Below are 15,845 nucleotides of genomic sequence, written 5' to 3'. Positions count from 1 at the left end.
GCGAATTACGGCCTTGTAGTTGAGATTGAAGCGGTATACCACTGCTGGATGTTACTCATCGCAGCATGTGAGGTGTCCAGAATCGGCTGTGGATAGATCCCCAACAGCACCAGCAGAACCACCAGCACCATAATCATCAGGAACTCACGAGCGGACATACCGCGCAGAGGCGTTTCAGATTTTGGTGCGCCGTAATAAGCGCGTTGCATCATCACCAGCGAGTAAACGGAGGCAAATACCAGGCCGAAGGTCGCGATCACAATGATAACTGGCACCGTCTGGAAACTGCCGGTAAGGATCATAAATTCACCAACGAAGTTACCGGTTCCCGGCATCCCCAGGTTAGCAACCGCGAAGAACAGCGACAGCCCTGGCAACCATTTGATGCGTGACCAGAGGCCGCCCATCTGGCGCATATCACGGGTATGCAGACGTTCATAGAGCTGACCACACAGGATGAACAGCGCAGCAGCAGAGAGACCGTGTGCGATCATCTGCACCACTGCTCCCTGGAACGCCAGCTGGCTGCCGGTGTAGATAGCAATCAGCACGAAGCCCATATGCGAGATGGAGGTGTAGGCAATCAGACGTTTAATATCGTACTGAGAGAAGGCCATCCACGCGCCGTAGAAGATACCGATGATACCTAACCACATGGCGATGGGTGCAAACTCGGCAGAGGCGTTCGGGAATAGCGGCAGCGCAAAACGCAGCAGACCGTAAGCCGCCGTCTTCAGCAGGATCCCTGCCAGGTCAACGGAACCTGCGGTTGGCGCCTGGCTGTGGGCATCCGGCAGCCAGCCATGCAGCGGCACCACCGGCATTTTTACCGCAAAGGCGATAAAGAAGCCCAGCATCAGCATATATTCTACGGTGTGCGACATTGGCGTTTTCAACAGATCTTCATAGTTGAAGGTCCAGACGCCCGTTGCGTTGTAGTGCACAAACACCAGCGCCAGAATCGCAATCAACATCACCAGACCGCTGGCCTGGGTATAGATGAAGAATTTGGTTGCCGCGGTAATACGCGTTTTCCCGTCCGATGCCTTGTGTCCCCACAGCGCAATCAGGAAGTACATCGGTACCAGCATCATCTCCCAGAAGAAGAAGAACAGGAACATATCGATGGCCAGGAACACGCCAATCACGCCACCCAGGATCCACAGCAAATTGAGGTGGAAAAAGCCCTGCCATTTCTCAATCTCATTCCACGAGCAGAGAATAGCCATCACGCCCAGCAGGCCGGTCAGCACCACCATCAGCAGCGAAAGACCATCCAGCGCCAGATGCACGTTAATCCCAAAACGGGGGATCCACGACACAAGGAATTCAGACTGCCATTGCGGCAGACCAGCGGCCTGAGTCAGCGAATAGCCGCCCTGCAACCAGAGTTGCAAAGAGAGCGCCAGCGTCAATCCCATCGAGATCAACGCAATCCAGCGCGGCACTTTTGCGCCGAAGCGTTCAAGCTGCCAGCAAAGCAGGCCACCGATGAACGGGATGAGGATAAGCCAAGGTAGTAACATGGCGATTTGTTTCCCTTTTCTGAACCTGAATGGGCTATCTGGCTGGCCATTTCTGCCCCGCGCCTGCGCGCCTCACATACCGACGTATGCTTCGGCTGCCTGCGCCTCGGGACAAAACTGACTGCATTGATAACGCCCAGTTTTCAGGTAATTTTCAACATTCTCTTGCCGAGGGACGAGGCTTTCCCGTCCCGCTCACTAACCTTTAGATCGTCATCAGCAGCGCCAGGACCACCACGGCCCCCACGCTCATTGAAGCAACGTACCAGCGCAGATAGCCATTTTCGCTCACCACCAGCCCTTTGTTAGCCAGGCGAGAGAACAGCGCCGGAATGTTCATCAGACCATTCAACGGATCGCGTTGCAGTGCCCAGGCAACAAAGAGATAAGGTTTCACGAAGACTTTGTCATACAGCCAGTCGAAGCCCCATGCGGCAAACCACCAGGTGCTGAAGAAGCGGCCCGGAGCGCTGTTCGCAATATTGCTTACCAGCGTGCGTTTGCCCAGCCACAGGACAGCCGCCAGCAGAATACCGACGATAGCGACCACACCAGAGGTGATCTCCAAAGTCAGAACGCTACCGTGCGCCAGCTCAGTGGTCTCTGGCAGTACGCCTGCCAGCGGGGGAACGATCATCGCACCAATAAAGGTTGAGAGGATAAGCAGCACGATAAGCGGCAGGTGATGAGTGATCCCTTTGCCTGCGTGCGCGTGAATTTTCTCTTCACCGTGGAAAGTGATAAAGATCATGCGGAAGGTATAGAGCGAAGTCATAAACGCCCCTACCAGACCCGCAACCATCAGGTTCAGATGTCCATTAGCCAGCGCCCCGGCGAGGATTTCATCCTTACTGAAGAAGCCCGCAGTGATCAGCGGCAACGCAGAGAGCGCCGCGCCCCCGACCAGGAAGCAGACATAGACCAGCGGGATGCTTTTACGCAGGCCGCCCATTTTGAAGATATTCTGCTCGTGGTGACAGGCCAGGATCACCGAGCCGGACGAGAGGAACAGCAGCGCTTTAAAGAACGCATGCGTCATCAGGTGGAAGATCGCCGCATCCCAGGCCTGTACTCCCAGCGCCAGGAACATGTAGCCAATCTGGCTCATGGTAGAGTAAGCCAGGACGCGTTTGATGTCGGTCTGCACCAGCGCGGCGAAGCCCGCCAGCACCAGCGTCACAGCGCCGACAATCCCCACCAGATGCAGCACTTCAGGCGTCAGCAGGAACAAACCATGGCTACGGGCAATCAGATAGACGCCTGCGGTTACCATCGTTGCCGCATGGATCAGTGCAGAAACAGGGGTCGGACCGGCCATCGCATCCGCCAGCCAGGTTTGCAGCGGCAGCTGAGCAGATTTACCGACCGCACCACCCAACAGCATCAGCGTCGCCCACTGCAACATGTGGTTATCCGCTGCAAAGTGCGCCGGTGCCAGTTCAACCATCTCCCGGAAGTTCAGGGTACCCAGCTCGTTGTAGAGAATAAACAGAGCAAAGGCCAGGAAGACGTCACCCACACGCGTGATGATGAAGGCTTTCATTGCCGCCGCGCCGTTATTCGGGTTGGTGTAATAAAAACCGATCAGCAGATAGGAGCAGAGGCCCACCCCTTCCCAACCCAGATACATCAGCATCAGGTTATCGGCCAGCACCAGAACCACCATACTGGCGATAAACAGGTTGGTGTAGGCAAAGAAGCGGGAGTAGCCCTCTTCCCCACGCATGTACCATGAGGCAAACATGTGGATAAAGAAGCCCACGCCAGTCACCACAGAGAGCATGGTCAGCGAGAGACCATCCAGCGTGAAGTTAACATCAATCTTAAAGTTGCCAACCTGCATCCAGGTCCAGAGCGCCTGGGTATAAGGTGCCTGTCCCTGACTGAAGAAATCCATTCCCACGAAAACGGTGGTCAGCGCCGCCAGACCTACAGATCCCATGCCCACAGTGGCAGAGAGGTTTTCTGACCAGCGGCCGCGAGAAAAGGCCAGCAGTAAAAAGCCAATCAGCGGAAACAGTACTGTTAAATAGAGAAGATTCATCCGCGCATCTCGCTCACTTTATCAATGTTGAGGTTCTGGCTGCGACGATGGAGCTGAAGCAGCAGTGCCAGGCCGATACTGGCCTCGGCAGCGGCAAGGCTGATCGCCAGGATATACATCACCTGTCCGTCGGCCTGCCCCCAGTAACTTCCCGCCACCACGAACGCCAGTGCAGCAGCGTTAATCATGATTTCAAGACTGACCAGCATAAACAGTAAATTACGGCGGATCACTACGCCGGTCAGCCCGAGGACAAACAGAATGGCCGCCAGAATCAGGCCGTGTTGCAGAGGGATCATGCGCGTTCCTCCTTGTTGCTTTTGGGTGCGTCACCGGGGCGATTGCTTAACACTTCACCCTGACGCTGTTCACGTCCGATATGGTAAGCCACCACCAGACCCGCCAGCAGCAGCATTGAAGCCAGCTCGACGGCCAGAACGTAAGGGCCAAACAGGCTGATGCCTACCGCTTTCGCGTCGATCATCTTGCCGTCGATACCCTGATCGTTAACAGAGAGGATGGCGTAAACCATCACCACCAGCAGCACCAGCGACAGCAGGCCAGGCCCAATCCAGACGCCAGGCTTCAGCCATTCACGCTCCTGTGCCTGGATGCTCTCGCCCAGGTTCAGCATCATGACCACAAACACGAACAGCACCATGATCGCACCGGCATAGACGATGATTTCCAGCGCACCGGCGAAATAGGCGCCCAGCGAGAAAAACACCCCAGCAACTGCCAGCAAGGAGATGATCAGATACAGCAGCGCGTGGACCGGGTTGGTATGGGTGATAACACGCAACGTTGTCAGCACCGCTACCAGTCCGCAAAGATAAAAAGCAAATTCCATGCCTGGCTCCTTAAGGTAACAAGCCCTTGACGTCGATAGGTTTAGCTTCGCTTTCGGCGTCGCCCTTGTCTTTCCCGTCGATCGCCATGCCCGCCATCCGGTAAAAGTTATATTCCGGGTACTTTCCGGGACCGGAGATCAGCAGATCTTCTTTCTCGTAAACCAGATCCTGACGCTTAAACTCACCCAGTTCAAAATCGGGGGTAAGCTGAATCGCAGTGGTCGGGCAAGCCTCTTCACACAGGCCACAGAAAATGCAGCGCGAGAAGTTGATGCGGAAGAACTCGGGATACCAGCGGCCATCCTGCATTTCCGCTTTTTGCAGCGAAATACAGCCCACCGGGCAGGCCACGGCGCACAGGTTACAGGCCACGCAGCGCTCCTGACCGTCCGGGTCACGCGTCAGCACGATGCGGCCACGATAGCGCGGCGGCAGATAAACCGGTTCTTCCGGGTACATCATGGTTTCACGCTTGGCAAACGCGTTCATGCCAATCAGAAAGATACTGCGTACCGTGGTGCCAAACCCAACCGCTATGTCTTTTAAATTCATAATGTTACCTCTTACTGCGCGTTGTACAGAATCACTGCGGCAGTCGCCAGCAGGTTCAACAGCGTCAACGGCAGACAAACTTTCCAGCCGAACGACATCACCTGGTCATAGCGTGGGCGCGGTAACGCAGCACGAATCAGAATGAACATCATCATAAAGAAGGCCGTTTTAAGGGCAAACCAGATAATGGGCGGCAGCCACGGGCCGTTCCAGCCGCCGAAGAACAGCGTCACGATCAGCGAAGAAACGGTCACGATGCCGACATATTCACCCACGAAGAACAAACCGAACTTCATACCGGCATATTCAATGTGGTAACCATCGGCCAGCTCCTGCTCTGCTTCCGGCTGGTCAAAAGGATGACGGTGACAAACCGCAACGCCCGCAATGGCAAAGGTCAGGAAGCCCAGGAACTGCGGAATGACATTCCACAGATGCTGCTGGCTGTTGACGATATCGACCATGTTGAACGAACCGGCCTGTGCCACAACGCCCATCAGCGACAGGCCGAGAAACACTTCGTAGCTCAGGGTCTGCGCCGAGGCGCGCATGGCACCCAGCAACGAGTATTTGTTGTTACTGGACCAGCCAGCAAACAGCACGGCGTAGACCGCCAGACCAGCCATCATCAGGAAGAACAGCAGGCCGATATTCAGGTCTGCGCCCATCCAGGTCGAGGTGACCGGCACGATAGCCATCGCCAGCAGCAGCGAGGTGAAGGCGATCATGGGTGCCAGGGTGAAAATAACCCGATCGGTAAACGGTGGCGTCCAGTCCTCTTTAAAGAACATTTTGATCATGTCCGCCACCAGCTGTAGCGAGCCGCCCCAGCCTACGCGGTTCGGCCCGTAACGGTTTTGGAACAGGCCGAGCAGACGGCGTTCGCCGAAGCTCATAAAGGCGCCACAGCCCACCACCACCAACAGGATTACTAATGCTTTACCTACGGCAATCAGAACATCGATAACTTCCGGTGTCAGCCAGCTCATTGTGCCGCCTCCTGCATCTTGTCAACGTTGGCACCCAGCAGGAATGGTGGAATGCCCGGCATGCCGAGCGGCAGACCAACCTGCCCTGCCTGTAGCGTCTCGGAGAAGCGCACCGGCAGACGAAGGGTTTCACCTGCGCAGCTGAACTCCACTGAGGAACCGGCGTTTACGCCAAGTTTTGCCGCATCTGCCGGGTTCACCATCACATATGGCTCAGGCATACGCTGCTGGATCACCGCGGAACGCTGAGACATCTCTTCGCTACCAAAGAGGTGGAAGTAAGGCGCCACGCGCCAGCTGTTGCTCTCACCAGCAAAGGCTGCTGGCACCACGTCAAACCAACCAAGCTGAGCATCACCCGCTTCAAAGAGGCGCACGCCCGGATCGCCGTTACGCAGTTTACCGCCAACTTCATCCTGGAACTTGTTCCACGCCTGTGGGGAGTTCCAGCCTGGTGCCCAGGCAAAAGGAATTTGTGAACGGGCGGCGGACGGCTGGTTGTTCCCTTCCATAGAGAAGGCGAACATGGTGTCCTTATCCTGCGGCTGACGCGGCTCATGCACGCTGATATTGGCGCGTATGGCGGTACGACCGCTGGAACGAATAGGCGAACGAGCCAGTTTCTGACCGCGAATACGGAAGCTGGCATCCGGTGCCGCATCCTTGATGCCAGCCAGCTGCGGCAGTGCCGCAATGCAGGCATCAATAACGTGGTCCAACTGGGTCCAGTCCGGCTGACGGCTGGTAATGGTGCTGGAGAGCGAATGCAGCCAGCGCCAGCTTTCCAGCATTTCTATTCTGTCATCGTAATAGGAAGGATCGTAAACCTGGAAGAAGCGCTGTGCACGGCCTTCCTGGTTTACCAGGGTGCCATCACTTTCCGCAAAGCTTGCGGTAGAGAGGATCAGCCCCGCTTTATCTGTGGTTGCCGTGCGCTGGTGATCGATAACGATCACGTTAGCGGCGTTGCTTAACGCAGCATCCACTTTGGCTTTTGGTGCATGACGGTAGAGATCGTTTTCTAATACGATTACCGCATCGGCTGCACCGCTTTCCAGCTCGTCCAGGGCATTCTCGAGCGGATGTCCGCCGATCATTCCCAGGCCTACGCTGTTCGCTGCGCCTGCCAGCAGCGTGATCCCCACGTCAGACCCGCGTCCCTTCAGTGCTTTGGCCACGTTCGCCGCTGCCTGAATCATCGCTTCGCTACCGGCATGAACGCCGGAGATAATCAGCGGTTTTTTCGCCCCCGCCAGTGCCTGCACGATGACGTCAATTTTGCCTGCCAGCGCACGGTCAATGCCGCTTACCGCTGGGGCCGTCTCATCCAGGGCGTTAGCAATCGCAAAGCCTAAACGCGCCTGATCTTCCACCGGTGCACAGTAGGTCCACGCGGCGATATCATCAAGACGGGTTTTATCCACGTTGGTCACAAACAGCGGGTGCTTTGCGTTCTGGCCGATATTGAGGATGGCGGCAATCTGCCAGTCAGCCACTTTCTGAGCAGCAGCCATTTCGCGTGATTTGCCTTTCACCGCCTGACGAACGGAGAGGGCTACGCGCGCGCCGACCTGAGTCAAATCTTCACCCAGCACCAGCACCGCATCGTAACTTTCAATTTCACGCAGCGCAGGCGTATGTATCCCGCCGTCGCGCAGCACTTTCAGCATCAGCTCCAGACGTGCCTGCTCGGCCGCCGGAATGCCGGTGGAGAAATTCTCTGCTCCCACAAGATCGCGCAGCGCAAAGTTGCTCTCGACGCTGGCGCGCGGAGAACCAATACCGATCACTTTTTTCGCCTGGCGCAACACATCCGCCGCACCCTGCATAGCCTGGTCGGCATTAAGCGCGATCCAGTCATTGCCACGACGCTGCATCGGCTGGCGGGGACGATCTTTCAGGTTTACGTAGCCATAGCCGAAGCGGCCACGGTCGCAAAGGAAATAGTGGTTGATGCTGCCGTTATAGCGGTTCTCGATACGTCTGAGTTCACCGTAACGCTCACCGGGGCTGATGTTGCAGCCGACGCTGCACTGCTGGCAGATGCTTGGGGCATACTGCATATCCCACTTACGGTTATAGCGTTCTGAGTGCGTTTTATCGGTAAATACGCCGGTCGGACAGACTTCCACCAGGTTACCGGAGAACTCGCTTTCCAGCGTGCCGTCTTCCGTGCGTCCAAAGTAGACGTTGTCGTGTGCGCCATATACGCCAAGATCGGTGCCGTCAGCATAATCTTTGTAGTAACGCACGCAGCGATAACAGGCGATACAGCGGTTCATTTCGTGAGAGATGAACGGGCCGAGATCCTGATTGCGGTGCGTACGTTTAGTAAAGCGGTAGCGGCGGAAGCTGTGGCCGGTCATCACGGTCATATCCTGAAGGTGGCAGTTACCCCCCTCTTCGCAGACCGGACAATCGTGCGGGTGGTTGGTCATCAGCCACTCCACCACGCTTTCGCGAAACTCTTTCGCTTCACCATCATCAATTGAGATGAAGGTGCCGTCAGACGCTGGTGTCATACAGGACATCACCAGGCGGCCACGGGTATCTTCGGCATTCTGGAATTGCTTCACCGCACACTGGCGGCAGGCGCCGACGCTACCGAGCGCCGGATGCCAGCAAAAATAAGGAATATCTAAGCCGAGGGAGAGGCAAGCCTGAAGCAGGTTGTCCGCACCATCAACATCATATTCTTTACCGTCTACATGAATTGTAGCCATAGTGAACATGCTTCCGTAAGGCCCGTCAGAGACGGGCGTTAATCAATTCAAATGTGCAGTGTTTACCAGCGCGCCTTTAACAGGTTTGACTGGATACCGGCAATCGCGTGCGCATTGCTGAAGACCTGAGTCGCAATACCCGCCTCAAACTCTTCGCGGAAATATTTAATCGCGCTTTGCAGTGGCTCTACTGCACCTGGCGCGTGCGCACAGAAGGTTTTGCCCGGACCAAGCTGGCGGCAGAGTTGCAGCAGGGTTTCGATATCTCCCGGCTGACCCTCTTTACGCTCCAGCGCGCGGAGAATTTTTACGCTCCACGGCAGGCCATCGCGGCATGGCGTACACCAGCCGCAGGATTCACGAGCAAAAAACTCTTCCAGGTTACGCACCAGCGACACCATGTTGATCTCATGGTCAACGGCCATCGCCAGCGCCGTACCCAGACGGCTACCCGCTTTGCCAATGCTGGCAAATTCCATCGGCAGATCGAGATGCGCATCGGTCAGGAAATCGGTTCCCGCGCCGCCAGGCTGCCAGGCTTTAAATTTCAGGCCGTCACGCATACCGCCCGCATAATCCTCAAGGATTTCACGCGCGGTGGTACCAAACGGCAGCTCCCAGACGCCTGGGTTTTTCACCCGGCCCGAGAAGCCCATCATTTTGGTGCCGGTATCGTCGCTGCTGGAAATGCCTTTGTACCACTCCACGCCGTTAGCCAGAATAGCCGGCACGTTAGAGAGGGTTTCCACATTATTCACGCAGGTTGGCTTGCCCCATGCGCCTGCCGAAGCAGGGAATGGCGGCTTGGAGCGTGGGTTAGCACGACGTCCTTCCAGCGAGTTAATCAGCGCCGTCTCTTCGCCACAAATGTAGCGGCCTGCACCGGTGTGAACGATCAGTTCAAAGTCAAAACCGGTGCCGAGAATATTTTTCCCGAGATAGCCCGCTTCAGTAGCTTCCGCAATAGCGCGACGCAGATTTACTGCGGCTTCAATGTACTCTCCACGCAGGAAGATGTAGCCGCGATAGGCTTTCAGCGCAAAGGCGCTGATCAGCATCCCTTCCACCAGCTGATGCGGCATCTGCTCCATCAGCAGGCGGTCTTTATAGGTGCCTGGCTCCATTTCATCAGCGTTACACAACAGGTAACGGATGTTCATGGACTCATCTTTCGGCATCAGGCTCCACTTCAGTCCCGTGGAGAAACCCGCGCCGCCACGACCTTTCAGACCGGACTCTTTCACTGCCGCCACGATCTCATCCTGCGACATCGTTTTCAGCGCTTTTTCTGCACCGGCGTAGCCGTTTTTGCTGCGGTATTCGTCAAAGAAGACCGGCTGCTTGTCATCGCGCATACGCCAGGTCAGCGGATGCATCTCCGCAGTACGAATGATCTGTTTGAATGTCATTGATACTGCTCCAGCAGATTGGCGATATTTTCCGGCGTCAGATGGACGTGAGTATCTTCGTCCACCATCATCGTCGGCCCTTTGTCACAGTTGCCCAGACAGCAGGTCGGCAGCAGCGTAAAGCGGCCATCTGCGGTAGTCTGGCCAGGTTTGATATTCAAGTTATCTTCAAGCGCGGCCTGAATGCCCTGGAAGCCGGTAATATGACAAACCACGCTGTCACAGTAGCGGATCACATGACGACCAACCGGCTGACGGAAGATCTGGCTGTAGAAAGTTGCCACCCCTTCCACGTCGCTGGCCGGGATGCCCAGCACTTCGGCAATGGCATCGATAGCGCCATCCGGCACCCAGCCACGCTGCTTCTGCACGATTTTCAGTGCTTCGATAGAGGCAGCGCGGGCATCTTCGTAATGGTGCTTCTCATGTTCAATGGCATCATGCTCAAAAGCACTCAGAACAAATGGCTCGTTATCTTCGATCGTTTCGATCGCAATTCTTTGATCGTGCATAATTAGCGGTCCACGTCTGACATAACAAAATCGATACTACCGAGGTATACGATCAGATCGGATACCAGGCTGCCGTTGATCACTGACGGGATCTGCTGCAAGTGCGGGAAGCTTGGCGTACGCACACGGGTGCGGTAGCTCATGGTGCTGCCGTCACTGGTCAGGTAGTAGCTGTTGATCCCTTTAGTCGCTTCAATCATCTGGAAGGATTCGTTTGCCGGCATCACCGGCCCCCAGGAAACTTGCAGGAAGTGCGTAATCAGGGTTTCAATATGCTGCAACGTGCGCTCTTTCGGCGGCGGCGTGGTCAGCGGGTGATCCGCTTTGAACGGCCCTTCCGGCATGTTGTTGAGACACTGTTCAAGAATACGCAGACTCTGGCGCATCTCTTCCATCTTCAGCATTACACGGGTGTAGGCGCAGCTTATGCCATCACCAATTGGCACTTCGAAATCGAAATTCTCGTAGCCGGAGTAAGGACGCCATTTACGCACGTCAAAATCCAGACCCGTAGCACGCAGACCCGCACCGGTGGTTCCCCAAGCCAGCGCCTCTTCCAGGTTGTAAGCCGAAACGCCTTTCGCACGGCCAATCAGCACTGAGTTTTTCAGGGCGGTTTGTTCATAGGCTTTAAGACGTTTTGGCAGCCAGTTGATGAAGTCGCGCAGCAGGCCGTCCCAGCCTTTCGGCAGGTCATGCGCCACGCCGCCGATGCGGAACCAGGCCGGGTGCATACGGAACCCGGTGATAGCTTCCACAACGTCGTAAATTTTCTGGCGATCGGTAAAGGCAAAGAACACCGGAGACATCGCCCCAACGTCCTGAATAAAGGTGGAGATATAGAGCAGGTGGCTGTTTATGCGGAACAGCTCTGAAAGCATTACGCGGATGACATCAACGCGCTCTGGCACCTTGATGCCAGCCAGCTTTTCAACGGCCAGCACATACGGCATTTCGTTGACGCAGCCGCCGAGGTATTCGATACGGTCGGTATAGGGGATATAGCTGTGCCAGGACTGGCGCTCACCCATCTTTTCCGCGCCGCGGTGGTGATAGCCGACATCTGGTACGCAGTCGACAATCTCTTCGCCATCCAGTTGCAGGATGATACGGAAAGCACCGTGCGCTGAGGGGTGGTTAGGCCCGAGGTTGAGGAACATAAAGTCCTCATTGGCGGTACCACGCTTCATGCCCCACTCTTCCGGCTTGAAGGTCATCTGCTCCATCGCCAGATCTTCCGTCTGCTTGGTCAGCTGAAACGGATCGAACTCGGTGGCGCGCGCAGGATAATCCTTACGCAGCGGGTGCCCTTCCCAGTCCTGCGGCATCATGATGCGCGTCAGATGGGGGTGACCATCAAAGGTAATGCCAAACATTTCCCAGGTTTCGCGCTCATACCAGTTGGCATTAGCGAAAATTTTGGTGAGGGTGGGCACATGCAGGTCATTTTCGGACAGCGCCACCTTGAGCATGATGTCGCGGTTACGTTCAATAGAGATGAAATGATAGAAAACGGAAAAATCCGCAGCCGGTAAACCGGCGCGGTGAGTACGAAGTCGCTCATCCATCCCGTGAAGGTCATACAGCATCACGTAAGGTTTCGGCAGCTTGCGCAGGAATTCAGTGATTTCCAGCAGCTGCTCACGCTTAACCCACACTACCGGCACGCCGGTACGGGTAGGTTGTACGGTAAAGGCATCAGGCCCAAAACGGTTACGCAGCTCGCCGATCACCGGGTCATCCAGGTGATCACGGGTTTGCCATTCAGGCTGAGCGAGATCTTGCGTGGTCAAATCTGTCATAAGTTGTTCACCCTGTGGGCCTGCTGGCAGGCACTCAGTATTGGCGTCAGGATGGGCCGTGCGCGTGTTGTGATTTTTATGCGCTGCAAGTCAGGCCACATCCATAAACTGCTCTACCTGGTTCTTATGACGCTGCCTGAGGCCAGAGGCGACAGGCAACGTCGCGGGGGTAGCGGTTAAATTTCGTCAGGCGTACGCAGATTAGTGACGGCAATGCGTTCACCCTGCTTTCTTTCACGCTCTGACTGCATGTTGGCGCGGTAGACACCCTGATCGCCTACTACCCAGGAGAGGGGACGACGTTCTTTTCCGATCGACTCCTGTAGCAGTAGCAGCGCCTGCATATAGGCTTCAGGACGCGGTGGGCAACCCGGAATATACACGTCGACAGGCAGGAATTTGTCCACGCCCTGAACCACAGAGTAGATGTCGTACATGCCGCCGGAGTTGGCGCAAGCACCCATAGAGATCACCCACTTCGGCTCCAGCATCTGGTCATAGAGACGCTGAATAACCGGAGCCATCTTGGTGAAGGGAGTACCTGCAACCACCATGAAATCAGCCTGACGCGGCGAGGCACGGATAACTTCCGAGCCAAAACGCGCTACGTCATGCACCGAAGTGAATGACGTTGTCATCTCTACGTAACAGCATGAAAGGCCGAAGTTAAACGGCCACAATGAGTTTTTGCGCCCCCAGTTCACCATATCGTGCAGGGCATGTTCTAACTTGCCCATATAGACGCTCTGGTGAACGTGCTTTTCCAGGGGATCGGTAACGATCTCCTGCTTTTGTAATGGGTAACGGTCATTCTCGCCGTTCGGGTCCGCGCGGGTGAGCGTGTAGTCCATCTTTAAGCCTCGCTTTTACTGCGTATGACGGTTGGAATGCGAGATAGTCGTTTTCTTGACGACCACACGACGAGGTGCAGGCGCCCAGTCCAGCGCGCGAATACGCACCAGGTAAACCAAACCAGCAAGCAGTACCAAAATGAAAATTGCGGCTTCCACGAAGCCGACCCAACCGCTTTCACGGATTGCTGTCGACCACGCGTATAAATAGAGGGCTTCAACGTCGAAGATGACGAAGAACATAGCCACCAGATAAAACTTGGCAGACATGCGAAGGTGGGTGGTGCCTACTGCGGGCGCACCGGACTCGAAAGGCGTGTTGGTATACCTGCCACGGGCTTTTCCGCCTAAAAACCATGCCCCAGCCAGCATTGCACAACAAAGGCCGATAGCGACGATCAGGAATACAGCAAAAGCCCAGTTATGGGCCATAACGTCGGAAGTAGTTGACATACGCTCTGCTTAACTCAACAAGGGGTGAAAGATGTTCTGCTCTGTTCCGGCAGTTAACCTACCCCATCGATTCAAGGGAAAAAATAAAAAACCTTATAAATTTTGCTGACTTTTTTGATTAGACAGCGATTTTATGTGGTTTTTTACTCCTTTCTATAACCTTCTGTCAACTTTGACAAAAGTATCCACACATTAATTTACACCCGCAGCATTTATTTAACATTAATTGCGCATTTTTCCAGCTAAATCGAGTCAGTCAGCGCTGCGTGGTAAAGTGTAGCGGGTATTTCCCTGCATGGATCGCGGTTTTAACAATCTCTATTTTCGCAGGATTCAGCAGGTTTTCCTTCCCCTTAATGGGGCTATTTTTTTGATCCAGCACACAGTTTTATCTTTTATGATGCAAAATTCGGCGAATTTACCTGCGCAAAATCAATTCTCTCTCTGCTTGTAAACAAGACTGGTTGCGCTGGCGGCGCAAATCTCTCTGCCGCTTAATTTTAAAACTTCATAGCAATTAGCTGGGGCAAAAATGGCATTACAGAACGGGGATAAAGTGCATAAAAAAGCCTCTCAGCAAGAAAAGAGACTGAGAGGCTTTATTGCGCGACACTTTACTGATTAATTGATACTAATTAACCAGTAAAGTTATCAATAGCGAGGTTCTGCTATTCATCTTCATCCGTAAATGAAGCGCTGTCCTGACCGGCCGTAATCAGGTTATAGGGATCGTTACTCGATTCCATTGCATTGAAGATAGCCAGCGCCAGCTCGTTGTCGCTTTCAGGATTGCGGCACAGCAGGTATTCCGTATCTGGCAGCACAGGCAAGCCTTCTGCTGCGCCCATCACGCGAAGTTCAGGACTCATCATCTCAACAGGACGCGCGGTGACGCCAAGACCCGCTTTAACCGCTGCGCGTACCGCCGCAAGAGTCGAAGCGACATAAGAGATGCGCCACGGAATGCCCGCCTCATTGAGGTGGTCAATGGCCATATCGCGATAAGGGCTTGGCTCATCCAGCAGCACCAGAGGAATCGCTTCCCCGCGCTGAAAAATGTAGTCGGCAGCGCAATACCAAAGCGTTGGTGAGGTGCGTAGTACCTGCCAGGTGAAGTTCATCGGACTGGAGGTGGTCACCACCAGATCCACTTCGCCCTGATTCAGCATCTCCATCATAAATGGATTACGCTTCACTCTGACATCGATAGCCAGCTTGGGATAAACGGACGTAACGCGGTTCAGCAGGAAAGGCAGAATAGTATCGGACGTATCGTCAGAGGCACCAATAGTCAGTACGCCCTGGATGTTGCTGTACATCAGAGAGGTACAGGCTTCATCATTAAAACGCAGTATTTTTCTGGCGTAGCCCAGAAGCTGGATACCGTGCTCCGTTAATAACTTGTTACGTCCATGTCTGGCAAACAGCTCTTTGCCCACCAATTGTTCCAGACGCTGCATCTGCTGGCTCACGGCTGACTGGGTTCTGCACACCGCCGCTGCCGCAGCAGCAAAGGTATTCAGATCGGCAACAGCAACAAATGTTCTCAGCAGATCGAGGTCAAGATTAAGGATCGGACGATTTGCACTAGTCATGTTTTCTTCACTTTATAAGTTTTTTACGAACAGCTACCCTGGTGTTATTACCTTCCATATCAAAGGGATATGGCGATAATCAATGCATAATGCCCAACGAAATGCGTCCAGCATTACTTTGCTTCGCAGACATGGAAACCTCAACAGCCTGAATATCCCCGGCACAGACCGCAGGTAAAGCTGAAGACAGTTTGTTCCGTCTGATACATCATCAATGAATGCAGCACTCACCCATAAGAAGCGGCAAGCGGTGCTGAAATGGTCATTTGACGTCGCCAGACTGACTGATAATCAGGCAATGACGCTGTTAATGTAAAACAACCATGTAAAATTGAACGTCCAGAACGCTGCACGGGCAGCGGAATAATGATAAGCCATGCTTAAGCTTACCGGTGACGGAGTCGGGCTTAATATCACCTGAAAAACCTGTACGCCCGGTACAAGTTCCCCTGAATATTATCCTGACATACTGTCGATTACTTTTTAAGCCCCAATCCTATTATTCTTATCAGTAAAGTAACATTTTATTGGCTAAAGC

At 54.5% G+C, this 15,845-nt stretch carries 13 protein-coding genes; all 13 read right to left on the bottom strand.

What is annotated here, in order from left to right; translation table 11 throughout:
* Nucleotides 1-5 precede the first annotated feature (5 nt).
* The 13 genes from nuoM to lrhA all read right to left on the bottom strand — a co-directional run bounded on the left by nuoM (nt 6) and on the right by lrhA (nt 15,307).
* Entirely contained in the window at nt 6-1,526 is a 1,521-nt protein-coding gene (gene nuoM, locus AAH450_RS01640; RefSeq protein WP_342908615.1) for an NADH-quinone oxidoreductase subunit M, read from the bottom strand.
* Nucleotides 1,527-1,731: 205 nt separating this feature from the next.
* A complete protein-coding gene (nuoL, locus tag AAH450_RS01635) occupies nt 1,732-3,570 on the bottom strand; it encodes an NADH-quinone oxidoreductase subunit L (protein WP_342908614.1) in 1,839 nt (612 codons plus the stop codon).
* Nucleotides 3,567-3,869: an NADH-quinone oxidoreductase subunit NuoK gene (gene nuoK / locus AAH450_RS01630; RefSeq protein WP_306211598.1), complete on the bottom strand. Its 303-nt coding sequence runs from the start codon at nt 3,867-3,869 to the stop codon at nt 3,567-3,569. The genes nuoL and nuoK overlap by 4 nt, the downstream gene beginning before the upstream one ends.
* Nucleotides 3,866-4,420, bottom strand: coding sequence for an NADH-quinone oxidoreductase subunit J (gene nuoJ, locus AAH450_RS01625; RefSeq protein WP_342908613.1), 555 nt, complete (start codon nt 4,418-4,420; stop codon nt 3,866-3,868). Before nuoJ ends, nuoK begins: the two co-directional genes overlap by 4 nt.
* A 10-nt stretch (nt 4,421-4,430) precedes the next feature.
* Complete coding sequence (gene nuoI / locus AAH450_RS01620; protein ID WP_306211595.1) at nt 4,431-4,973, bottom strand: NADH-quinone oxidoreductase subunit NuoI; 543 nt, start codon at nt 4,971-4,973, stop codon at nt 4,431-4,433.
* Nucleotides 4,974-4,984: 11 nt separating this feature from the next.
* On the bottom strand, nt 4,985-5,962 hold the full coding sequence (gene nuoH / locus AAH450_RS01615) for an NADH-quinone oxidoreductase subunit NuoH (RefSeq protein WP_318790856.1): 978 nt from the start codon (nt 5,960-5,962) through the stop codon (nt 4,985-4,987).
* Complete coding sequence (gene nuoG / locus AAH450_RS01610) at nt 5,959-8,685, bottom strand: NADH-quinone oxidoreductase subunit NuoG (protein WP_342908612.1); 2,727 nt, start codon at nt 8,683-8,685, stop codon at nt 5,959-5,961. The genes nuoH and nuoG overlap by 4 nt, the downstream gene beginning before the upstream one ends.
* Nucleotides 8,686-8,747: 62 nt before the next feature.
* Nucleotides 8,748-10,094 carry an NADH-quinone oxidoreductase subunit NuoF gene (gene nuoF / locus AAH450_RS01605; RefSeq protein ID WP_318790854.1) on the bottom strand — a complete coding sequence of 449 codons (1,347 nt, stop codon included), beginning with the start codon at nt 10,092-10,094 and terminating at the stop codon, nt 8,748-8,750.
* Nucleotides 10,091-10,606, bottom strand: a complete 516-nt coding sequence (nuoE, locus tag AAH450_RS01600) for an NADH-quinone oxidoreductase subunit NuoE (RefSeq protein ID WP_342908611.1) — start codon at nt 10,604-10,606, stop codon at nt 10,091-10,093. The genes nuoF and nuoE overlap by 4 nt, the downstream gene beginning before the upstream one ends.
* 2 nt (nt 10,607-10,608) lie before the next feature.
* Nucleotides 10,609-12,408: an NADH-quinone oxidoreductase subunit C/D gene (gene nuoC, locus AAH450_RS01595; RefSeq protein WP_342908610.1), complete on the bottom strand. Its 1,800-nt coding sequence runs from the start codon at nt 12,406-12,408 to the stop codon at nt 10,609-10,611.
* A 176-nt stretch (nt 12,409-12,584) separates the two neighbouring features.
* Nucleotides 12,585-13,259, bottom strand: coding sequence for a NuoB/complex I 20 kDa subunit family protein (locus AAH450_RS01590; protein WP_342908609.1), 675 nt, complete (start codon nt 13,257-13,259; stop codon nt 12,585-12,587).
* Between the two features lie 15 nt (nt 13,260-13,274).
* Complete coding sequence (locus AAH450_RS01585) at nt 13,275-13,712, bottom strand: NADH-quinone oxidoreductase subunit A (protein WP_342908608.1); 438 nt, start codon at nt 13,710-13,712, stop codon at nt 13,275-13,277.
* Nucleotides 13,713-14,380: 668 nt separating this feature from the next.
* Nucleotides 14,381-15,307 (bottom strand): transcriptional regulator LrhA, encoded by a 927-nt coding sequence (gene lrhA, locus AAH450_RS01580; RefSeq protein ID WP_318790851.1) that lies wholly within the window; start codon nt 15,305-15,307, stop codon nt 14,381-14,383.
* Nucleotides 15,308-15,845: the final 538 nt, after the last annotated feature.

The organism is Erwinia magellanica, from assembly GCF_039023495.1.
Classification (GTDB): Bacteria; Pseudomonadota; Gammaproteobacteria; order Enterobacterales; family Enterobacteriaceae; genus Erwinia.
The sequence above is the reverse complement of the archived record's forward strand: the minus strand, read 5'-3'. Positions and strand labels throughout refer to the sequence as shown.